This window comes from Geitlerinema calcuttense NRMC-F 0142 (assembly GCF_030285425.1).
Window position 1 is genome coordinate 1 of sequence record NZ_JASVEJ010000004.1, and the last position, 22,128, is coordinate 22,128.

Genomic DNA, 22,128 nt, shown 5'->3' on the forward strand with positions numbered 1-22,128 from the left:
TTTACACTCAGCACTCACCTCCCCACTCAGCACTCAGCACTTTACACTCAGCACTCAGAGAAGCACTCAGAGAAGCACTCAATATAAGTCAAAAATCTTGATAGGCGAAAACTAAGGTGACAATTCAGAATGGATATTAAAGACGGATTTATTGCAACCGTGGGGTAACACCCCCCTAATCCGCCTCAACAGCTTTAGCGAGGAAACCGGATGCGAAATCCTGGGGAAAGCTGAATTTCTCAACCCTGGCGGTTCCGTTAAAGACCGGGCAGCCCTCTATATTATCCAAGATGCAGAACAAAAAGGCTTGCTCAAACCGGGTGGAACCGTTGTTGAAGGAACCGCAGGTAACACAGGGATTGGTTTAGCACATATTTGCAACGCCAAAGGCTATAAATGCCTAATCATCATCCCCGATACTCAATCTCAAGAAAAAATCGACACCTTGAGAACCCTCGGCGCAGAAGTTCGCACCGTTCCCGCCGTTCCCTATAAAGACCCCAATAACTACGTTAAACTGTCCGGCAGAGTCGCCGCCGAAATGGAAAACGCCATTTGGGCGAATCAGTTTGACAACCTCGCCAACCGCCAATCTCATTATGAAACCACCGGCCCGGAAATTTGGCAGCAAACGGACGGAAAAGTGGATGCGTGGGTAGCGGCGACTGGAACTGGAGGAACCTATGCAGGCGTGGCGATGTTCCTCAAAGAAAAGAACCCGAACATTAAATGCGTTGTTGCTGACCCAATGGGTAGCGGGTTGTACAGTTACGTTAAAACCGGAGAAATTACGACCCAAGGCAACTCCGTCACCGAAGGGATTGGCAACAGTCGCGTCACCGCTAACATGGAAGGGGTCCCTACTGATGATGCCATCCAAGTAGACGATCCAGAAGCCCTGCGCGTCATTTATCAACTGTTACGCAAAGATGGCTTATTTATGGGTGGTTCTGTGGGAATTAATGTAGGGGCGGCAGTTGCCCTTGCTAAACAAATGGGGCCAGGTCATACTATTGTCACGGTATTGTGCGATGGGGGTTCGCGCTATCAGTCTCGGCTGTATAACCGCGAGTGGTTAGCCTCCAAAGGCTTATCCATCGATTAATTAAGGTTGCAAACAGGGTGGGCCGCGCCCATCCTGAGTTCGGGTTAGGATTGGCTCATGCGCGACTGAGGGCGGATAAATGCAACTGCTGAAACGGACAACGCTCCATTGTCAGGAAGGGTCTTCAGATAAAATCTACGAAGTCGATTTGTGTCAAACTGAGGGCGGCTATCTCGTCAATTTTCGCTACGGACGACGAGGAACGACCTTAAAGGAAGGGGTGAAAACGACTGAACCCGTCCCTTTAGCGCAAGCTGAGAAGGTCTTTGACAAGCTAGTCAGTGAAAAGACCAAAAAAGGCTATTCTGACGTTTCAGAACCCATCTCAGCCCCGGAAACTACCCCAAAAGTCACCTTTACCAGTCGGGAACAGGCAATCTTAGAACGTCTTGCAGGGCGAGGTAATCCCAAATGGCCCTTATCGCGGGCAATTTGGCGGGCGGGAGAGTTGCACATGAGTGAAGCAACGCCCCAACTCTTGGAACTTTTAGGCAAGCACGATGCGTTAACCGATTATTGCATTGCTTGGGCTTTGGGTTACTGTGGGGGAGAAGGGGCGCTAGAAGCCCTGATTCAGCTTTACCAAAATTCGGCAACGCCTGAATTTGTTGCCCGTATCGCTTTTGAAGCCATTCTCAAACTCTCCGATTCGCAGACCCAAGCGGATTTACAATCGGAGATGATTGAATTCTTGCCGCCTGAGTTGCGTTCCCTCGCGCAAAATGGCAGTATTGAAGCCCTCACCGCCGAACTGAATCGCTATCTTGAAAGTGGCGACTATCAGCATTTTGCGGTTCTCGATAGGTTCTACCAAATTGATAACGCCTACACCCGCCCAGTTTTACTCAACTTCTTAAAAACCGTTAGCTTTCGCCCGAACTTCTTTCAACGCATCCGCCATATCTTCAAAATGGCTGAGTATCGCCACGATGCAGAAGTTTTTGCGATTCTCGTCCGTCGCTTTGAATCGGAACCCCGCTATTATGTTAATAATCGCTGGGGAGTGAATGTACCGGGCGTTGGCTATCTCTCGAATCAAGAATATCGCTACAATCCAGAAACCCGACGCGGCGAATATATTACCACCCATGCCCTTACGAATGAAATTCGCAGTCCTAACAGTCATTTAGCTTACAGCAATCGGACTTGCGAATATTTCAAGCGGCGAACTTGGCGCAGTCTAAAGCAATTAGGAGAAGCCAACAACCCGGACTATATTGCGATCGCAGTATCTCTATTGCTGCAATACTGCGATCGCGATGCCCAACCTGTCAAGTCTACGGTTCTCTATCGTTGGAATTATCAAACAGGTGCAGCCACTCAGCAGAAAATTGAGTGGGGGGCTTTTGCTGGATATCTGACGTTCAATCATATTCTGCATGAAAATAGCCCCGATTTCTATTTAGCGCCAGGTACAACGGCTTGGCGTACTCGCCTGTCTGCTTCAGAAAGGATATCTGAAGGTCGAGAGGAAGCGTTTCCCCAACTGTGGGACAATCATCCAGAGGCTTTGCTGCAACTGTTGCAAGCCAGCGAATGTTTACCCGTTCATCAGTTTGCTGCAAAAGCGCTGAGAGAACAAGGGAAATTTTGCCAGACGTTGAGTTTAGCTACCCTGGTGCAACTGGTTGGGAAGCCTTACGAAGTTACGGCTAAACTGGCTTACGATCTAATCGTTCAGAATGGCTATCATCAACACGCAGATTTTGAGTTAATCTTAGCGGTTATCCGTTGCGTTTCACCCGTTGCCCGCGCCGGGGCCTATAGTTGGATTGAAGCCAACCGGGAACGCTATTTAGAATCCAGCCAGTTCATTGCAGATTTAGTCCTCTCTGAGTATACAGACACTCGCGCCTTTGCTCGCCGTTTGCTCAGTAGTTCTGTAATCAGCGATGCAACGGCAAAAGTCTTAATCGGTAGAATGATTGCAGGCTTAATCTCGCTGACTCCTGCCCAAGCGGAACTGGCGAAAGAGGTTGGCGAAACGCTGGTTGTTTGCTTTGCGCCGCAGTTACGTCAAATTGGGTTAGGCGTTGTCATAGATTTATTGCGCCATCCGTTACCGGAAGTGCAAGAAACGGGGGCGAGAATTCTCCTCAACCACGCAACACCCGCCGTTGAGTTACCGCCGAATTTGATTGAATCTTTGATAGAGTCGCCCTATGAAGCGGTTCGGACAATTGGGGTACGGATTTTGGGACAATTACCCGATGATAGACTAATGCGCGATCGCAATTTATTAGTTGCAATGGCGGTGAGTTCCATTCCGGACCTACGTGCAGGCATTCAAGCAACCATTCGTCGCCTAGGCGATCGCTATCCTGATTTTAGTACGCAAATCGCCACAGATTTAATCGAAGTTCTGCTGTCACCCGAAAAACACGAGGGCGTTCACAATGACGTAGTGCAATTACTCAAAAGTTTTCCCCAATGGCAAGATAACATTGAACGAGAGATTAACTTAAAATTACTCCAAGCCAAGTCTTCAGCCGCCCAAGAGTTAGGGGGAGTTGTCCTGCTGCGTCATGCCTCCGATTGGGTGCTAGAGTTTGAGGTGGCTGAACTTGTCAAACTGGCTAGCCATCAAATTTTAGCCGTTCGAGAAGCGGCTAGACAGATGTTTGTCAGCAATCGGGATAAGATTCGCAACTCCACTGAAGCTAAACTTGCCGCCGTTCGTATCCTAGAGTCAAAATGGCAAGATAGTCGCGAATTTGCCCATCAATTTTTCAATACCCAATTCATCCCTGAAGATTGGACGCCGGATGTCATGATTCTAGTTTGCGATAGCATCCGCGATGAGGTGCGCCAGTTTGGACGAGACTTAGTAACGCGCTACTTTGAACAAGACTATGGCACGGAATACTTACTCAAATTCAGCGAACATCCTTCAGCGGATATGCAACTCTTCGCGAGTAATTATCTCGAAAATTACGCCGCAAATAACCTAGAACGATTGCGCCAGTTAATGCCCTATTTTATCACCGTTCTTTGTCAAGTCAATCGGGGAAGAGTTGCCAAAGACCGCATCTTGAAATTCTTAGAAAAAGAAGCCCAAAAAACTGAAGCCGCCGCCCAAATTGTCGCTGAAATCCTCACTCGCCAATCTCTAACAATGGCTATCGGCGATAAATCCACCGCTATTCAAATCTTACTCAAAATTCATCAACAATATCCACAGATTCCTGTCCCTCTGCAAGTTCAGCCCGTTCCCACTCAAGTTTAAGATGAGGTCAAGGTATGGAATTTAGTTATGCTTATAAGGGTAGTACAAGCGTGCGCGATCGCGCTTCTGAGACTCAACTTTCCTTTTCCCCCGATACCAAACGCCCGCCTACCTATTTTATCGGCGAATTAAATAAAAATGTCGCCTTCCGGGAAGCCATCAGCGCCCTACACGATGTCGTCGTTTCCGATATGCGCTTTAAGCCCAAAGATAAAACCCAGTATAAAGAATGGCGGGCAAAACAAGAGGAAAACTTAGATTGGGTAGAGATTACCAATCAACGCCAGGAAGTCAAGCAGAAAATTAAAGAAGTCCAAGCCGAACTCAGCCAACTCTATCAAAATAGTTGGGAACGCCGCAAACCCTATTGGGACGCTAGAAGCCGCTTTCAAAATTACGTTTTTCAACAACAACTTGACTTTTACTTCGTTTTCGATCCAGTTATTACCGTCCATCCCGATGAAATCTTCTTTGAATGTTTCAGCCAGGATGAATCCACCTATGGACGCCTAGGCGCAAGCTACGAAGTTTTTAAAAATATCAACGAATTTGCCTGCGGTACCACCAATATTGATTACTCCGCCGCCTTATACGACGAATTCCAGAAAATTCGCAGCTACAAAACCACCCAATTTCAAGTTGACCCTTCCGGCTTTGAAGTCCAAACCACCCACGAAGAAACCTTCAAAGAAGTTAAAATCGACTTACCCGAAAGTTGGGTCAGAGGCTTTTTGCAAGTCAGTTCGGCGATGTCCCTTCCCGCCATCCGCTTCGACTTGCATCCAATGGATATTTATAATTTATGCCTAATTCTGCGCCGCCACAAAGAAAAGAAAGGGCCTCGCAGCCTCCGCTACCACCTCACCCCCGGACAACCGATTAAAATCGTCTTTGAACCGTGGGATATTGAACTAACCTGTCCCCGTTCCCCCTACCTCGGTTCTGAGGAACAAATGATTCGCGTTTGGGGACGCAGGCGCTTGCATATTTTAGAACGTCTGATTCCCATTACCCAAAAATTCACCGTTCATCTGTTAGGCACGGGAATGCCTTCATTTTACGTTGCAGACTTAGGCGATATGTCCTTTACTTTAGGCCTTTCTGGCTGGACGGCCAACGACTGGGCCCAAGCTGGAAACTTCGACCTCATGGCCCCCCGCGCCGATGTAGACTCCTATACACAGCAGCGCGTCTTTGAAGCCTTGTGGGAAACTTGGCGAGAAACCGCCGACTCCCTCGCCGACCGCCTAAATTTAAGCCGAACAGCCGTTTTAGGGGCGTTAGGGGCCTATACTCAAGCCGGACGCGCCATCTACGACCTGAATAAACAAGTCTATCGCCTGCGAGAACTTAGCCGCGAACCCTTACCGATGGAACGGTTGCGCTTTGCGAACGAACGCGAGGAGAAAGCCACCCGCTTCCTAAGCCAAAATGCTGTAACCGTAACTTCCGCAACCAGCGATACGGCCGGAAATATCGCCCTTCAGGGGATGGTGAGGGAAAACAGTCGCGAGTATAACCCGGCATTGACGTGCGATCGCGATGAGCGTATGATTCAAGCAGAATGTACTTGCAACTGGCATCAGCAAAATAAGCTGTACAAAGGGCCATGCGAGCATATTCTGGCACTGAGAATGCAACACGCTCGCCAGTGTCGTTAAGCGATCGCATCCCATCGTACCTCGGTCAACAATCCTTGCAATTTGGACGGTGTATCGCCGCCCTTGCGCTGAGTTCACACACGCATCACTAGCCTCCTCTTGACTGTGCGGTGTTACGGGTACTATCGGTATTCCGGTTTGACTTCCTTGAAGTGAATGACCGATAGTACCCGACACCGCTTGAGTTGAGGAGTCTAGTCCTAGGGAGTTTACGAAGGAACCGAGGACGATGGGGCGCGATTTTTTCTTTTTCCTCACCCCAGATTACCGATCCGATTTGCTATTTCCCCAGAGGTAAAGATTGTTTAAGATCGAACTATCACGATCGCATTCATTCTAAAACACATGGCAATCTTTGGATTTGGTAAAAAAGCTTCCATGCCTTCCCCCTCCGAGGCATTACCCGGACGGTCTGAAGCCATCCCTGTCCCCAACAGCCACTACGTTAATGGTAATCCCATCAAACCCCCGTTTCCCGAAGGCTTAGAACTCGCCATGTTTGGTCTAGGTTGCTTCTGGGGTGCAGAACGCCGTTTTTGGCAGCAAGAAGGCGTCTTTACCACCGCCGTGGGTTACGCAGCAGGTTATACCCCAAACCCAACTTACCAAGAAGTTTGTAGTGGCATGACAGGACATAATGAAGTCGTTCTCGTCGTTTTTGACCCCAAAGTTATCAGCTACGGCGACTTACTCAAAGTCTTCTGGGAAAGCCACAACCCCACCGAAGGAATGCGCCAAGGCAACGACGTAGGAACGCAATATCGTTCCGGTATCTACACCTACTCAGAAGCCCAAAAACAACTGGCTGAAGCCTCTCGCAACACCTACCAGCAAGCCTTGAATCAAGAAGGTTACGGTCAGATTACCACAGAAATCATTGATGCCCCTGAATTCTACTACGCTGAAGGGTACCATCAACAATACCTCGCCAAAAATCCCGGCGGATATTGCGGTTTAGGTGGAACTAATGTTTCTTGTCCTATGCCAACCAATGTCACGCTATAGAGAGATGGAATAGCGCCCCTTTAAAGAATTGAAAAATCTCTTTTAGGGATTTCAATCCTAATTAGAAATAGTAAACCCTACAGATGGCGTCTCTTCCAATTCGCCATCTTTTTTTAGACGTGCTAGTAGGTTGGGTTGACGGAGGAAACCCAACACCCAATTCAATTAAAAACATCGGAGGCTAGCTGAATGGAGGAAACCCAACACCCAATTCAATTTAAAAGCATCGGAGGTTAGCTAAATGGAGGAAACCCAACACCCAATTCAGTTAAAAACCATCAGAGGTTAGCTAAATAGAGGAAACCTGTAGAGCTTAATCCTATAGCATTATTGAATGAATTGCTTGTACTGATATTGATTCTGTCCCTAGAGGGAGTATGCCCCCAATCTTTACTCACTACAATGCCAGAAAAGCTTAATATTTAGGAAAAAGTAAATGAGAATCTTCTTTTGGGTAAGTCTATCGTTTGTTGTCGTTGGCGCAGTTTCCCTGCTGCTGCAACCGATTATTGACGTGCATTAAGTTTGAGTCTTAGAAAAAGTTTTAGCAAATTTGAACCGGAAAATCTGCAAGGCTATTCCGAACCCACTGGGGCATAAAATCAAAGTTCTGACCTAAAGAAACCGGGTTGTAGCTAGAAACCCGGTTTCTTTGTGTTAGTGCGATTCGCATTAGCGAAGCCATGCCGCAGGCTATAGCGATCCCTGCGGGAATCGCACTATGTCTAAACTGTGACTGCGCCCCAGTTTCAATGAGCTATAATTCAGCTGCATTATTGAAAAACAAAATATAGACTATGGTTACTCGATTAGAGATTGAATCAGCAATTAGACAGTTATCCGAAGGTGAAGTCCGTGACTTGGCAAAATGGCTTCAGGACTATCTTGATGAAATGTGGGATCGGCAAATCGAAGCGGATATGGCATCCGGTAAGTTAGATCGCTTAATTGCTCAAGCTGAAGCAGATATAGCCGATGATAAGGTGAGGAATTTAGATGAAGTCCTTCGCAACGGCTGAGTTTTGGAAAGCCTATGCAGAATTGTCACCCGATTTGAAGGAACAAGCGCGGAAGGCTTACAAGCTTTGGAAAGAAAATTCACTTCATCCCTCGCTGCATTTTAAAAAAGTTGGTAAGAATCTTTGGTCTGTTCGCATTAGTGGTGGATATCGCGCCTTGGGTCTGAAAAAAGGGGATGATTATTATTGGTTCTGGATTGGCGAACATGACCAATACGAGAACTTGTTAAAATAATTGGTTACTATTGTAGGAGAACGACTGATGGAGATCGCGATCCATCTGACCCCAGAGTTAGAAGAACAGCTACGCAAGAAAGCTATCCACCGAGGGCAAGATATTAGTGTTGTTGCTAGCGAGCTTTTGGCAAGCGTTCTTGAGTGGGAAACACAAGATTCGGAAGAGGCTATAAAAGGCATTCAGCAGGGATTAGAGGATTTTGATGCAGGAAATTTCCGCTCTCTCAATGAATTTGCCGAGGAACAGCGTCGTAAGTAAAACCTGCCAGAATGACCTATCGTATTGAAATTTCAAGCATAGCGGCAGCGGAAGCAGATAGCGCCTTTCTGCGACTATCGCAGGTTACTTCTCCCTCTCAGGCAAGTCAATGGTATAGTGGGCTGCTTAAGGCAATTGAGTCTTTATCGACTATGCCGAAACGATGTCCGCTTGCGAAATAAAATGAGTATTTTAGCCAGGAGATTCGGCAACTTCTCTACGGTCAAAAGCGTAATTTGTATCGCATCCTGTTTACTGTTTTAGAAGAAGTGTCTACGGTTCGTATTCTTCACATTCGGCATTCCTCGCAACTCGCGATTGGTGAAACGCCAGACGATCCAGATGCAAGCTAACTACCTCAATTGGGTTACAAGAAGAAACGAGAAACCCAGTTCTGATAACGACTCGCACTAAAAACTGGGTTTCTGGGTCTTATGAGACTATAGTGCGATCGCTCCCATCATCACTAAAGCGCTGTTCGCCAACACCTACCACCTCTACAACCACTTCTCGCTGCGGGGGTTTCCATTCTCCTTGACGCGCCGAGACTTCAAACCGGACTTTTTCGCCCTCGCGACTGACGCGGTAGGTTGTGGTTGAGAAAGCCCCCTGCTGATACTCAAAACTGTGTCCGTCATCCTCATACATCGTCCATTCTCCCTCGCCGGGCCAAACCCGTAGCGTTAGGCTTTCTAACGGTTGCTTATCCACATATTGCTTCACGGGAGCCATTGGGATAATAGCACCCGCCCGCACATACAGGGGCATCCGTTCTATGGGGGCATGGGCGAGGATATGCGTTGGGCCTTGATAGGACTCGCCACTGTGCCAGTCGTACCACTCGCCAGCAGGTAGATAAACTGCCCGATACTCTACCCCAGGATGATACACCGGAGCGGCCATTAACCAGGGGCCTAACATCACCTGGTCGTGCAATGTATAAGTATGGGTATCGTTGGGGAAATGATACAGCAGAGGTCGCAGAATCGGCGCGCCTGTGGTGGAAGCTTCCCAACAGAGGGTATAAATATAAGGCAAGAGTTGATAGCGTAGATTTAGATACTCGCGGCAAATCTGTTCAACCTCTTCACCGAACACCCACGGTTCATGTTGAGCGGTTGAAAGCGCAGAGTGAGCGCGCATCATGGGATACAGCATTCCCAACTGCATCCACCGGGCAAACATTTCCGCCGTCGCATTCCCCGCAAACCCGCCAATATCTGCACCGACAAAGGCTACACCTGATAAGCCCAAGTTGCAGAGCATGGGCATAGACATCTCTAAATGATCCCAAAGAGACTGATTATCCCCCGTCCATACGGCTGAGTAACGTTGGATTCCAGCGAAGCCAGACCGCGTGAGAACGAACGATCGCTCCTGGGAACGTCCCTGTTTCAATCCTTGTAAAGCCGTTTTCGCCATCATTAACCCATACAAATTATGCCCTTCTGCATGGGTGATGCCCTCGTCCGGTTCGCCTACGGGAGAATCTAGAGGGAAGTCTATTTTCTCATGACTATCTCCAAAGGGACGAAGCGCGATCGCAGGTTCATTCATATCATTCCAGATTCCGGCCACCCCAATCTCAGTTAAATCTTTGTGCTGCTGCGCCCACCAGTCGCGCACCTCTCCCCGCAGAAAGTCGGGAAATACCGCCTTATCGGGCCACACATAACCGTGAAATAACTGTCCGTCGGCTTTGCGAACAAAATAATCTCTTTGTACCCCTTCATCAAATACCGAGTAGTCCCCCTCTGGTTCGTACTTCACCCCCGGATCGATAATGGTGACAACCTTAAACCCATCTTCGGCTAAGTCGCCTAAGAGTTGTTTGGGGTTGGGGAACCGCTTGGGACTCCAGGTAAACACGCGATAACCGCGCATATAGTCGATATCGAGATGAATCACATCGCAGGGAATTTGGCGATCGCGAAACTCCTGGGCTAACTTGCGTACAATATCCTCAGACTCATAACTCCAGCGACATTGATGATAGCCCAAAGCCCATTTTGGCGGTAAGGGCATTCGTCCGGTTAGTTGCGTATAGGTTTGGAGAATTTGCGCGGGTTCCGGGCCGTAAATTAGGTAATAATCTAACTCGTTCGTCTGGGCTTCTAAACGCAGAACGCCCGGTTGCGATACCCCAATATCGAACTGACTCCAAAACGAGGTATTAAAGAATAACCCATATCCCACCTGGGGCCGCAATGCCATAAAGAAGGGAATGGCTTGATACATATTATCGGTGAGATTGCCGTAATCTAAGCAATCTACCGTCCAGTTGGTTTTAATTTCGCTGCGTTTATCTAAAAGTCCCGTACGTTCGCCAAACCCATAAAAATGCTCGTCTGCTTCAATATGCTTCCATGTCGCAATGGAGTTCAAGCGCCAACCCACGGAGGCTTGCGGGTTATGGTTAGGCGAGGGAAATTCTTCATGCGGATTGGGTGCGATTGGGGTATCTTGAGCAAAGGGTTGACCCTCTGGAGTAAAACACTGCACCTGACAAGGATGGCGCTGAACTCGCACGCGCATTCTAGAGGTAGTAATTTCTACTGCCTCTTCGGTTTCGTTCAACTGATAGTCCACCGCAGACCATTCTTCATCAGGTTGGGTAACGGCGTAAGATTTGCGGGGTTTTAGAGTTTCCGTGGGCGAGACGCGAACGCGAATCAGATTATCTGCAAGAATACTTAAAACTAGAATTGGGCCGTTACACTCAAAACGAATGTGTCGCGAGTCTTGATGAACCGATTGTACATCCCCTAGGGTTGACCAAAGCTGTTCGAGGGTTTGGAGTTGACCAAAGTATTGTGGCATAAGCGCTTACCCGCAGATAGATCTCTTCCCTTGTACTGCGTTTAGTCTCGATGCAGGCCTAGCAAAAGAAAGGTTTTGGAGTTAAGAATTATAAGGGGAGCGATTCCTTCAGAAAGCTGCGAAGATCGCTCTGGTCGAATCGCGCACGCTCTGAGCCAGCAACCTGAATCAGGCTAAAATCACTGTATCGTTACTCACAAATCGGGTAATCTCATCCACTTCGCTAACTAGGAACTCACCCTATCATGAGCCTAGCTAAAGACCCTCCCACAGCTTTAACCCCCGAAGAATATTTTGAATGGGAAGAAAAACAACTCGAAAAACATGAACTCATCGACGGTCAAGTTTACGCCATGAGTGGTGGCAGCGTCAATCACGGTCGTATTGCTATCCGTTTTACAACTCTGTTTGATACACATTTAGACGGTAGCAACTGCATCACAGGCAACTCTGATATCAGAATTAATATCCTTGAAACCAACAACTACACCTACCCTGATGCGAGTGTAACCTGTGACGAACGGGACAAAACCACAAACCAATACATTACCTATCCCTGCTTAATTGTGGAAGTTTTATCACCCAGAACAGAAGCCTACGACAGAGGCAGTAAATTTAGAATGTATCGCAAAAACCCAATTCTCAAAGATTACTTATTAGTTAATTATACGAGCATTGAAATGGACTTATATCATAACAATGATGCGGGTGACTGGCTCATTCTGAACTACAAACAAGGAGATATTATAGAACTCAAAAGCATTAACTTCACTTTCCCCATTGAACAAGTCTATCGCGGCCTCACGCTCACCCCAGAAGCTACCCCTTGAGACTCAGCTCTATTAGAGCTTTGTTTATAGAAGATGAAATCAGGATAAAGATTGTATTATGCAAATTGTTTCTATAAAAATCAAAAATTACCGCGTATTTGAATCCTTAGAAATCAAAAATATTCCAGCATTTTGTGTCATCATTGGCGCTAACGGAACAGGTAAATCTACCCTATTTGATATTTTTGGCTTTCTGCGCGATGCCCTCAAGAATAACATTCGCCAAGCCCTTCAGGTTCGAGGCGGATTTGATGAAGTTGTTACCAGAGGCAAGAAAGAAGAGGATATTGAAATAGAACTAAAGTTTCGCATGAAAATTGTGGATACAGAACGCCTTGTTACTTACCAATTAATAATTGGCAAAGAGCAAAAACGACCTGTAATAAAAAGAGAAATTTTGCGTTACAAGCGCGGTGAATATGGTTCACCTTATCACTTTTTAGACTTCCGCAAAGGTCAAGTTTACGTTATCACTAACGAAGAAAACTTTGAACAAACTGATGAAGAACTAGAGCGCGAAGAACAACAACTTGAATCTCAAGATATTTTAGCAATTAAAGGATTAGGACAATTTCAACGGTTTAAAGCAAAGCTTTTCAATGTTTTAAACCTGACACCAAATTTGTAATCATTCACGATCAAGACGAGAGCGATTTTTTTCGGGGGAGATGGAGCCGACGACACGGTAAGATGGCGAAGATGTCTGATTCCTCTTTCCCCGTCATCTATCTTCGGTTTGTGAGGAGGTGGGTGTTTACTAGGAAGCAGCATTGCAGAAAATGGCTATTGTGCCAAAGCCCAAGGTGTATCTCAACGATAGATATTGGGGAACCTATGCTGACGAGAGTTTGCCGAAAAGGGTCTAACTCAGCAATGTTTCGATAAGAAAGGTACGAGTATATTTATTGGCGCTGTTAGGTTCGCGTTCTGCCCATCTCCCCCGAAAAAAATCGCTCTCCTCCCCTTTTCTTATCCAGAACTCACGTTAGCTTAAGGAAATTGGTGTTTGTGACTTTTCATCAATGTGGATATCAAATAGCTTTTCAGAAGGATTATAGTGAGCAGCCTTCACAGCAAGGCTTTCAAAACATCCTGTTAGGTTTCGGGTTCGATCTTTACTCTTTTTAATCTCGGTAAAGGCGATTCGCCAAAGAGTTGAAGAAATACATCTTCTCCAAACATTAAATACTTTTTTTAATGATGTAATTATTGCGTTCCTTTCCTCTTCCAACAGGATTAAATATGAACGCCACCCCAAACGCATACAATAGCAAGAGAATGGAAAGTTTTGAGAAAAAAGGCTCCAGCCATCTAAAATTAGCTTTTCTTCATCATCTTTTGATAGCTGTTGCTTCATCAGTAATTCATGAGGAAGAAACACCATAATCATAAGGGCATTTTTGTTGTCTGCCAGTAGCACATCAAGCTTTTTAAAGAACTCTTGTCTAGCCATTATAACGCAACTTGCTTCACTCATATATAGTTTCGGAATATTATCCAAGCACTCACTCTAAGAAGATCGCTCCCTATTTGTCACTGACTGAAAATAAATCCCACAGTTTTCAAGTATTTCTCGGTAGCATTAACACAATCTTATCGACCTTCACCACCGGAACCCCATGACCCTTATTATCCTCAATAAGCTTTGGGAATACTCAACCCCTGAAAAGTGCGATCGCGCTTTATTGAACTCGATCCTACATGCTCCCAGGTTTCAGAAGATTGCGATCGCTTAATGGCAATTCATTACCTTTGTGAGGCGACGGGGGTCAGTTCTAGCGTATAGCGATAGAGGGCGACGGGGCGATTTAGAGATTTAAAGTAATTGGGATCTTGGGGAGAAAGGTAGATCGCGGTGACTTGATCGGCTTGGATGCCTGAGTGAAGATATTGATAGGCAGTGGTGGTTTCTACCTCGTTGAGGTAGACTTGCGAAGTTCCCCGGAAAAACTGCTGAGTGACTTCTGTGGCGATAAAGCGATCGGGGGCTGGCGTTTCGGTAGCGCGTCCAGTTACAGTAGAAATGAGTTGGCGATCGCCCTTAAGTAAGGTAATCTGACGATTGGGATTGTGCGGATCGACCTTGACCGCTTGGACGATATCCTCTAAATAGGCTTTAGCGATACTTAAACCATTAAAAGCGCGATCGCTCACCACTGCATTCCCCTGATTTGGTGCAAACCTGACTTGAAACCGGACAGGCTGGTGAAGGAATTGGCGGTTATTTTCAAAGCCGGGAGTGGTAACATCAGGGGCTAAAGGGGCTGCTAAATCTACTAAGGTACTCGTCACTTCCCAGGTTCCCGCCATCCACTCTGGATAGATTAAATCCCCCTGTACGGCTTCTACAGGTGGCTTGTTCTGCCATTGGGGAAAATCGGCTAACCGTTCGGCTAAGGGGGTTGCATTCGCCTCCTTCACCCCGCAAAATAGCACCAAGCTAACCGCCAGCAGAAGTATTACGCGTCTAGCGAACCACATCCCAAACTTCGCCATACTTATCGCGCATCGCCGTCCAAGCTTCCACTTGTCCCTCTGCATATTCTCCCGGTTTTCCCCATTGCAGGAAAGCGCTTAAGGCGGGTTCGTCCTTTTCATCTAAAAAGCGGATGGCGTAGGTGGTAAAGTTCCCCCGTTTGGCTTCTCCGGTTTCAAACTTCACCCGCTGAATTAAACTCATATTCAAGTGAAACTCAAAATTATCCTTATGCATATTGGCGTATTCGCCTTTGGGGAGTTCTGCATAAAAGATTTTTTCAATCGTTCCCTTGGTTTCTAGAACGGCGGCGCTGCTAGTGACAATTAAGCGCAGCAAACCTAGAGTTTCGCATTCTTCTAGAAAGGCTTTTAGGGTATCGCTCATGATTTAATGGGTCTTTTCGTGTTGTTCGTAAGCGCTGACAATGCGTTGTACCAAGGGATGGCGAACCACATCCGCTTGAGTGAGCTTGCAAAAAGCAATCCCTTCAACGTGGTGTAATATCTTATGGGCGACGGACAGTCCGGAAGCCTGGTTTGTCGCCAAGTCAGTTTGGGTTAAGTCGCCTGTCACCACCATGCGAGAGCGAAACCCCAAACGGGTCAACACCATTTTAATCTGAGCGGGCGTGGTGTTTTGGGCTTCGTCCACAATCACAAACGAGTTATTGAGGGTACGACCCCGCATATAAGCGAGCGGTGCCACTTCAATGACGCCGCGTTCCATTAACCCGGCAATTTTTTCCGGGTCAATAAATTCGTATAAAGCATCGTAGAGCGGACGCAGGAAGGGGTTCACCTTTTGCTGTAAGTCTCCGGGTAAAAACCCCAATTTTTCGCCTGCTTCCACCGCCGGACGGGTGAGGATTAGGCGTTCGTATTGGTTATCGAGCAAGGCTTGAACGGCGAGAACGGCGGCTAGGTAAGTTTTACCCGTTCCCGCAGGGCCGGTACAGAAAATTAGATCGTGGGTTTTGACGGCTTGGATATAGCGCTTTTGGGCAAAGGTTTTCGCCCGCACTTCTTCACCGCGTCGCGTCCGGGCAAGCACATCTTTTTGGAGGTCTTGCAGTTCGTCTTGACGGCCCGTATCGAGCGCATGACGAGCGGTGAGGATGTCAGGGCCAGTAATCGGTTTACCTTGACTCCAGATGTCTTTGAGCGATCGCACTAACGCCGCGCAGATTTCCACTTGTTTGGGCGTTCCGGAAATCAGTAAATCCTGACCGCGCAGGACTAACTGAGCGCCTGTTTGCTGCATCAGTGTTTTGAGATTTTCTCCCTGATACCCGGCTAGCGCGATCGCACTGTCGCGGTTTGGCAACTCAATTATTGTGCCTTCTGACATCTGTGAAGTGGCTTTCCCCCCGAAAAAGTTTAGAATTAGCGCGACCGAGAGCGAGAATCATCGGAAGACCGAGAGCGAGGCGGACGCCGCGCCGGAGGACGAGAGGGCGAACTTCTGCCACCGGAACCCCCGCGACTCGGTTCATCATAGCGTTCGGATGGTGGCGTATACCCGCCATACACATCCAAGTATACCGATTGACCGACGGCCTGCCCTGCTGCGGCTACAACCGTCTTAATCGCTTGAATGTTACGACCGCCTCGACCGTAGACTCGTCCTTTATCCGCCGTATCGATAGCCAGCCTCACCCAAATGCGCGGCTTGCTAGCCGAAATCTCGAAATCCAGCTTGAGTTCGTCAGGAGAGTCTAGAAAAGGCTCGACTAGAAATCGGATCAAGCCATCATAGTCGAGACCCTTAGAAGATGAATTATTGAGAGACTCCGCCACGGGCTTGTTCAAAAACATTAGCTTTGTTGAGGATGCTACGCACTGTCTCAGAAGGTTGAGCGCCTTGTTGCAGGCGTTTCACAATTCCGGGGACATCTAGCTTAACTTCATCAGTTCTCGGATTGTAAAAACCGAGTTCTTCGATGGGGCGGCCATCTCGGCGGGCGCTGCTTTCCATCGCTACGATGCGGTAACTAACTTCCCGCTTCTTGCCAAATCGCTTTAATCTCAGCTTGATCATGTTGATATCACGGATGCTGTCGTTGAATTATCTACGCACTCAGGGTGAGTCTTGGTCTATCTTGAGCAACCCCAGATTCGGATACGATTGGGCTAAGGGCGCGATCGCAATTTTGAGGCAGTTTCCTGGACTCCATCGATCTCGTTCCTAGCCGCAGTTTCCGAACGCCTCGCAGTTAGCGAACAGACCGCTACGATTGTACGCTCGATCTGAATTCGGTGCTACTGAGAGGTTTTGTAGGCACTGAATTATTGATCTTACCACTTGCTCAAGCCACCTGAAAGGTTAACCCTAATTTTTCTAGGACAAACCTGGCAATTTAGAGCGTTCCAAACCCCTTTCTTTTCTTCTCCTTTTTCTTCTTCTTGGCTGGAGCCGCCCCCGGATAACCGCGCCATCCCGGTTGCGGAGAGCGTCCGCCGCCGCCCATCCCAGGCATACCCATTCCAGGCATTCCAGGGAAATTCCCCTGACCCATTTGTTGCATCATCGAGCGCATCCGTTGGAAATCGCTCACCAACTTGCCCACATCCGATTCTGTATAACCCGAACCGCGAGCCACCCGCCGCCGCCGACTCGGAGAACCCGATAGCAAATCAGGGTCGCGGCGTTCCTCCATCGTCATCGAATTAATCATCGACTCCGCCCGCTTGAGTTGGGCTTCACCCTGTTCGAGTTGCTCGCCAGAGATTTTCCCCATTCCCGGAATCATCTTCAACAGGCCGCCCAGAGAACCCATATTTTTCAGCAGGCGCATCTGCTTCAAGAAGTCGGTAAAGTCAAACTTCGCCGTCAGGATTTTCTCCTGCATCTTCTCCGCATCGGCTAAATCTACCTCCTCTTGGGCTTTCTCCACCAAGGTGAGAACATCGCCCATCCCCAGAATGCGCGACGCCATCCGGTCGGGGTAGAACGGTTGCAGGGCTTCCACCTTTTCCCCCACCCCAATAAACTTAATCGGCTGACCGGAAATTTGCCGCACCGACAAGGCGGCCCCCCCGCGACTATCGCCATCCATCTTGGTGAGAATGGCTCCGGTAATGCCAATTTGGTCGTGGAAGGTGCGCGTCAGGGTTGCGGCTTCTTGACCCGTCATCGCATCGACAACCAGTAGCGTTTCGTTGGGTTGCACCGTTTCTTTAATTCGGGCCAACTCCGCCATCATGTCCTGGTCAATTTGCAGGCGTCCGGCGGTGTCGATAATGACGGTATCGACGCCTTCGGCTCTGGCGCGTTCTACCCCCTGGCGGGCAATTTCCACCGGGTCTGCATCGCTGCCCATTTCAAAGACGGGGATGTTGATTTGTTGACCGAGGGCCAGCAATTGGTCAATCGCCGCCGGACGATATACGTCTGTGGCGACTAACATGCAACTGCGTTCTAATTTGCGGAGGTGGAGGGCTAATTTAGCCGAAGCGGTGGTTTTCCCCGTTCCTTGCAAACCCGCCATTAAGACGATGGTAGGTGCTGTATCGGCGTGGGCGAGGGGAACGTTGGCTTCTCCCATGACTTCTACAAGTTCGTCATGGACAATTTTGATGAATTGCTGGTCGGGTCTAACTCCAGCAATGACTTCGGCTCCGAGGGCTTTTTTCTCAACTTCGCTGACAAACTCTTTGACGACTTGCAAGTTGGCGTCGGCTTCGAGTAAAGCGCGGCGGACTTCTCGCAGGGCTTCTTTGATGTTGGCTTCTGAGATTTTGTCTTGACCTCGAAGTTTCTTCCAGGCTGATTCAAGGCGGTCAGCAAGGGCGTCAAACATAGAAGGGGTGTATTTAACTATTTTTTCTCTTTTTTATTCTGACGTACTCTCTGCCCATCCCTAACAGGTTTTCTGACCTGGGTTCAATCTCAATCGAAAGTTAGAGCGATCGCGCTCTCAAGCTCGCTTACAATGCGCCTATTCGCTCAATGTTTCAAATCAGGAGTAGAACCCATGCGTTTATTAAAGGGTGTTTTAGTTGCGAGTTTTGCAACTTTGGGTCTTTGGGTTTTGCCTGCCAATGCTCAATCAGTCACTCAGGCACAAGTTGGGGCATTAGTAGAAGCGCTGCGACGGGCTGCCCCCCAAACTGGTCAAGCGAATGATGGACTCTATAGCGATTGGAAGGTGAAGGGCGAAAATATTCCCCGCTGGTCGAGATTTTGTACGGGGCGGGAAATGACGCCTGCACAGTTCCAGGCGAACCCGCAACAAGCACGGGCGATTATGAATTGCATCGTGGAAGATTTGCTTAAAGAGGAATACGCGGCGAGTCGCAATAACGAACGGACGGCGGTGTTGCGTTCGGCAGCTTGGTGGATGACGGGCGATTCGACTCAGTACAACAATAGCGCGATCGCGCCTTATACCCAAAGGGTCTTATCGTTCTACGAACAAGAACGAGCCAGAAGATAACCGGGTGATTTCACCCCTCTCCCAGAACGGGCGAGGGGCTTCCAATTCCAGGTCTAGTCTCAAAAGCGCTTATTTAAAAGCATCCTTTTTCAACTTTTTATTTAAATACTTTTCTACGGCTTCCCCCAGTTCTTGTTCGGGATTTTTCGGGCGCGGCTTTGGGGGAAATAAAACTTCTAAGGTAAACAGAATAAAGATCGTTGAAAAAGCAATGAGCGGGAAAAGCATAGTGGCGTGCTACTCCTGAAAGATTACTGAATTGTCGTCAAGATTTAGTAGCTGCACGCCGATCCTAAAATGCGCGATCGCGTCTGACTCCTTTTCTACCAGAAATCCCTTGCCGCATTTTAAGCCATTTTCCAAACAATGTCTCTGGCGAGCGAAAAACTTTATTAAAGTTTAATGACGTTCCAGAGGCGTTCCACAGCGCTTGCAAAACTGGGCATCGGCATCGTGAAACATTAAGCCACATCCGGAACATAGAGATTGTTTATTATTTGCCGTATTCACCAGTTGCTTAACCAAGTCGCCTAACTGCCAAGGAATCAACGCAATTCCAGTGATAATCATCAAAACCGTCATTAACTTACCCGTTTCTGAGATGGGCGTGACATCCCCAAATCCCACGGTTGTCATAGTCACTACCGAAAAATAAACCGCATCCAAAAAGGTGGCAAAATCTTGGGGATTGGCTCGATGCTCGACTTGATAAATCAAACCCGAATACACAAAAATAATTGAAAACAGCGTAAACAAAATTCGAGCAATAATTACCCCATCTTCGGTGTTGATTTTACCAAAGAGGGTCTTAGCATCCAAAAATCGAATGAGTCTTAAAATCCGAAACCAGCGAAAGACAAAAATAAAGCTAACATCGATTTCTCGTAAAAAGAAGGGCAAAATCACAATTAAGTCAATAATAGAATAAAGACTAAAAAGAAATTTGATTTTGTTTTCCGCACACCAAAAACGGAGGATATATTCTACCGAAAAGCAAACTAGAATAACCGCGTTAATCTCTTCTAGGATGAGTTTGGTTTGGGAGGGTATGGGGTAAGTCTCCGCAACAAAGATGGCTGAAGATAAAAGAACTAACCCCGTAATGGCTAAGGTAATCGTTCGACCGACTGGTGTTTCGATATCTTGTAAGTAAAACGCCAGTTTTTCTCGCATGATCTTCTCTAATCAGAGGACTTTCAGGTTTAATTGAAGCGTGCTACAGCATTTTTTGATGGGACGAAATACAGCGCGATCTCCCTTACTAAGGTGGACTTCACGAATATGAAAAAAGTTGCATATCTCTATTTTAAAGCGTAGACTAGAGCAAAAAAATACCTCCAGCATTACTCTGCTAGAGGTACATACCCGGATAGAAACTTATCAAATTATGAAGACAGGATTATTTGGTGAGAACGACTTCTTTTTCAGAAGCAGTTGCAGGCAAATCGGAATAAAGGGAGGTTTCTAAATTCAATTCGGGATGAACGATAGGAGTCTCTTGTGCTAAGTTCGCAGCCATTTTTGCCTTGTGACTCGCGAGGGTGCGAGTGGCAAACAAACCGGAAATCGCAGCAATTCCCACACCAGCAGCGGCGAGGGGTTTGAAGCCGAAATCACCATTCCACCAACCCAGGGTGGGAGATTGAGGCGATTCAATGCCATTGGTATTCAAGGACTGTCTAAAGCGGCAGCTTGCGACCTGGGCAGAAGCAGAACTAGCGGTTGATAGCGCGATCGCAGCCGTTAGGGCAACCAGGGTTAAACAAGAAGATTGTTTCATCACGCAATGTATGAAGAGCAATGAACCACAAATCGTTTCCCTATATCATAGAGGATCGATCGTTAACAGCACTAAAGCAGATTCTTCACAAAATTTCAAGTCCCCGGCGAGAGAAGACCGTGCGATCACCCCTGCCAGCCCTGGAAAAACAGCGCGATAAAGCCTCCGACATACAGCAGAATCAGCAAAACGCTTTCCAAGCCGATATTGCCGATCCCATGCCGTTCTCGGCGCAGCATTCCCAAGATCAGAATCCCTGTCATCAGGATCGTCAGACCGATCGCAAAAATCTGTTGTCCTGCCAAAACCTTATAAATAGACCCTTCCCGATAGGCAATATCCGATAGGGCGAGTAACAGCACATCAAAGCTATTCCCCCCAATGACGCCGCCTACCGCTAGCGTTAGCGCCCCTCGACGGACGGCGGCAACTGTTGTCACCAATTCCGGTAAAGAATTAGAGATGGCGGTAAATAAACTCCCGACTAAACCCTCCGAGAGATGCGCCACTTGGGAAAGTCCTAAAGCAGAGTGGGCCACCCCGTAACCCGCCACCGTCACCACTGCGGCTAAAGCGACAAACTGGGCCGCTAAAGAACGCAACCCACTCTCCTCGCCGGTCATTTCGAGTTCCGCATGGGGAACGGTTTCTTGCATCGTATTGGAGGTTTGCAACGGTCGCCACATGGGCAAGCTTTGCGATTCGGAGATCAGGTACAGCCCAAAAATATAGGTAATGGGAATCAACAGCGTCGCCGGATGGATGCCAAACACGCTAATATCGGGGCCTGACATGGCCACCAGCGGAATCGCCAGCAGTGCTACCAGGAGGGTGGCTTGGATTAAGTTGGTGACAGAGGCGGCAGCGTGTTCGAGGTTGGCTTTACTGTAGGCAATATCGGCAACGGCTAAATAAACCGTTTGGGCTGCGATCGCACCCAAGGCATTACTCGTGGCCAATTCTGCATGACCTCCAGCGGCGGCGGTGACGGAGGTGACAATGCCGGGTAGAGACGTGCAACCGCCTAAAAAGATCGCGCCCACTAAAGCTTGTCCTAAACCCGTGACTTCGGCCAGGCGATCGGCAACCCCGGCTAGACGAGATCCGGCTAAGGCGATCGCGATCGCAGATAACACAAAAATTCCTAAATTTATCAATAAAGGTTCACTCACAAGTCCTCCCAAATTCTAGATTTAATGTTAAGAACAACCCAATGGAGCTTTTCTTTTCTACTCTGAAACTTTTTGAGAAAATCGACATCACTCTTGGGGG

General features: G+C 47.8%; 20 protein-coding genes and 3 pseudogenes. 11 read left to right on the top strand and 12 right to left on the bottom strand.

Annotated elements, in window-relative coordinates; all coding sequences use genetic code 11:
- Positions 1–129: 129 nt before the first annotated feature.
- The 8 genes and pseudogenes from QQ055_RS01140 to QQ055_RS10750 all read left to right on the top strand — a co-directional run bounded on the left by QQ055_RS01140 (position 130) and on the right by QQ055_RS10750 (position 8,865).
- Positions 130–1,105, top strand: a pseudogene (locus tag QQ055_RS01140) (cysteine synthase A).
- A gap of 79 nt (positions 1,106–1,184) precedes the next feature.
- On the top strand, positions 1,185–4,331 hold the full coding sequence (locus QQ055_RS01145; protein ID WP_286004091.1) for a WGR domain-containing protein: 3,147 nt from the start codon (positions 1,185–1,187) through the stop codon (positions 4,329–4,331).
- Positions 4,332–4,345: 14 nt separating this feature from the next.
- On the top strand, positions 4,346–5,992 hold the full coding sequence (locus tag QQ055_RS01150; RefSeq protein WP_286004092.1) for an SWIM zinc finger family protein: 1,647 nt from the start codon (positions 4,346–4,348) through the stop codon (positions 5,990–5,992).
- Positions 5,993–6,337: 345 nt separating this feature from the next.
- Positions 6,338–6,997 (top strand): peptide-methionine (S)-S-oxide reductase MsrA, encoded by a 660-nt coding sequence (gene msrA / locus QQ055_RS01155; RefSeq protein WP_286004093.1) that lies wholly within the window; start codon positions 6,338–6,340, stop codon positions 6,995–6,997.
- A gap of 797 nt (positions 6,998–7,794) precedes the next feature.
- Positions 7,795–8,016: a hypothetical protein gene (locus tag QQ055_RS01160; RefSeq protein ID WP_283359498.1), complete on the top strand. Its 222-nt coding sequence runs from the start codon at positions 7,795–7,797 to the stop codon at positions 8,014–8,016.
- Positions 7,994–8,251 carry a ParE family toxin-like protein gene (locus QQ055_RS01165; protein WP_069967873.1) on the top strand — a complete coding sequence of 86 codons (258 nt, stop codon included), beginning with the start codon at positions 7,994–7,996 and terminating at the stop codon, positions 8,249–8,251. Before QQ055_RS01160 ends, QQ055_RS01165 begins: the two co-directional genes overlap by 23 nt.
- 27 nt (positions 8,252–8,278) lie before the next feature.
- Positions 8,279–8,512, top strand: a complete 234-nt coding sequence (locus QQ055_RS01170) for a hypothetical protein (RefSeq protein ID WP_286004094.1) — start codon at positions 8,279–8,281, stop codon at positions 8,510–8,512.
- An 11-nt stretch (positions 8,513–8,523) separates the two neighbouring features.
- Positions 8,524–8,865 (top strand): annotated as a pseudogene (locus QQ055_RS10750) (type II toxin-antitoxin system RelE/ParE family toxin).
- 79 nt (positions 8,866–8,944) lie between these two features.
- Here QQ055_RS10750 and QQ055_RS01175 read toward each other — a convergent pair.
- Positions 8,945–11,332: a glycoside hydrolase family 31 protein gene (locus QQ055_RS01175; protein ID WP_286004095.1), complete on the bottom strand. Its 2,388-nt coding sequence runs from the start codon at positions 11,330–11,332 to the stop codon at positions 8,945–8,947.
- A 245-nt stretch (positions 11,333–11,577) separates the two neighbouring features.
- Between QQ055_RS01175 and QQ055_RS01180 the strand changes: the two genes are divergently transcribed.
- Both QQ055_RS01180 and QQ055_RS01185 read left to right on the top strand, forming a co-directional pair.
- The gene (locus QQ055_RS01180) at positions 11,578–12,162 is read left to right on the top strand and encodes a Uma2 family endonuclease (protein ID WP_286004096.1); all 585 of its coding nucleotides are present in this window, start codon (positions 11,578–11,580) and stop codon (positions 12,160–12,162) included.
- A gap of 58 nt (positions 12,163–12,220) precedes the next feature.
- Positions 12,221–12,751, top strand: a pseudogene (locus QQ055_RS01185) (AAA family ATPase); the annotation flags it as partial.
- A gap of 396 nt (positions 12,752–13,147) precedes the next feature.
- Here QQ055_RS01185 and QQ055_RS01190 read toward each other — a convergent pair.
- The 7 genes from QQ055_RS01190 to ffh all read right to left on the bottom strand — a co-directional run bounded on the left by QQ055_RS01190 (position 13,148) and on the right by ffh (position 18,440).
- Positions 13,148–13,663: a hypothetical protein gene (locus QQ055_RS01190; protein WP_286004098.1), complete on the bottom strand. Its 516-nt coding sequence runs from the start codon at positions 13,661–13,663 to the stop codon at positions 13,148–13,150.
- Positions 13,664–13,908: 245 nt separating this feature from the next.
- Positions 13,909–14,658, bottom strand: a complete 750-nt coding sequence (locus QQ055_RS01195; RefSeq protein ID WP_286004099.1) for a DUF6816 family protein — start codon at positions 14,656–14,658, stop codon at positions 13,909–13,911.
- On the bottom strand, positions 14,630–15,025 hold the full coding sequence (locus QQ055_RS01200) for a ChuX/HutX family heme-like substrate-binding protein (RefSeq protein WP_286004100.1): 396 nt from the start codon (positions 15,023–15,025) through the stop codon (positions 14,630–14,632). The genes QQ055_RS01195 and QQ055_RS01200 overlap by 29 nt, the downstream gene beginning before the upstream one ends.
- Before the next feature lie 3 nt (positions 15,026–15,028).
- Positions 15,029–15,988: a PhoH family protein gene (locus tag QQ055_RS01205; RefSeq protein ID WP_283359506.1), complete on the bottom strand. Its 960-nt coding sequence runs from the start codon at positions 15,986–15,988 to the stop codon at positions 15,029–15,031.
- Positions 15,989–16,023: 35 nt separating this feature from the next.
- Entirely contained in the window at positions 16,024–16,455 is a 432-nt protein-coding gene (locus tag QQ055_RS01210) for a KH domain-containing protein (RefSeq protein ID WP_069967886.1), read from the bottom strand.
- Positions 16,418–16,678: a 30S ribosomal protein S16 gene (gene rpsP / locus QQ055_RS01215; RefSeq protein ID WP_069967887.1), complete on the bottom strand. Its 261-nt coding sequence runs from the start codon at positions 16,676–16,678 to the stop codon at positions 16,418–16,420. The genes QQ055_RS01210 and rpsP overlap by 38 nt, the downstream gene beginning before the upstream one ends.
- Positions 16,679–16,997: 319 nt before the next feature.
- Positions 16,998–18,440, bottom strand: a complete 1,443-nt coding sequence (ffh, locus tag QQ055_RS01220; protein ID WP_069967888.1) for a signal recognition particle protein — start codon at positions 18,438–18,440, stop codon at positions 16,998–17,000.
- 174 nt (positions 18,441–18,614) lie between these two features.
- Here ffh and QQ055_RS01225 point away from each other — a divergent pair, with 174 nt between their 5' ends.
- Positions 18,615–19,076 (top strand): hypothetical protein, encoded by a 462-nt coding sequence (locus QQ055_RS01225; RefSeq protein WP_069968027.1) that lies wholly within the window; start codon positions 18,615–18,617, stop codon positions 19,074–19,076.
- A 69-nt stretch (positions 19,077–19,145) separates the two neighbouring features.
- Here QQ055_RS01225 and QQ055_RS01230 read toward each other — a convergent pair whose 3' ends face one another.
- The 4 genes from QQ055_RS01230 to QQ055_RS01245 all read right to left on the bottom strand — a co-directional run bounded on the left by QQ055_RS01230 (position 19,146) and on the right by QQ055_RS01245 (position 22,028).
- A complete protein-coding gene (locus tag QQ055_RS01230; protein WP_286004101.1) occupies positions 19,146–19,304 on the bottom strand; it encodes a hypothetical protein in 159 nt (52 codons plus the stop codon).
- A 171-nt stretch (positions 19,305–19,475) separates the two neighbouring features.
- Positions 19,476–20,249: an ion transporter gene (locus tag QQ055_RS01235; protein ID WP_283359511.1), complete on the bottom strand. Its 774-nt coding sequence runs from the start codon at positions 20,247–20,249 to the stop codon at positions 19,476–19,478.
- A 226-nt stretch (positions 20,250–20,475) separates the two neighbouring features.
- Positions 20,476–20,856, bottom strand: a complete 381-nt coding sequence (locus QQ055_RS01240; protein ID WP_283359512.1) for a hypothetical protein — start codon at positions 20,854–20,856, stop codon at positions 20,476–20,478.
- Positions 20,857–20,981: 125 nt separating this feature from the next.
- Complete coding sequence (locus QQ055_RS01245; RefSeq protein ID WP_286004102.1) at positions 20,982–22,028, bottom strand: sodium:calcium antiporter; 1,047 nt, start codon at positions 22,026–22,028, stop codon at positions 20,982–20,984.
- Between the last annotated feature and the right edge of the window lie 100 nt (positions 22,029–22,128).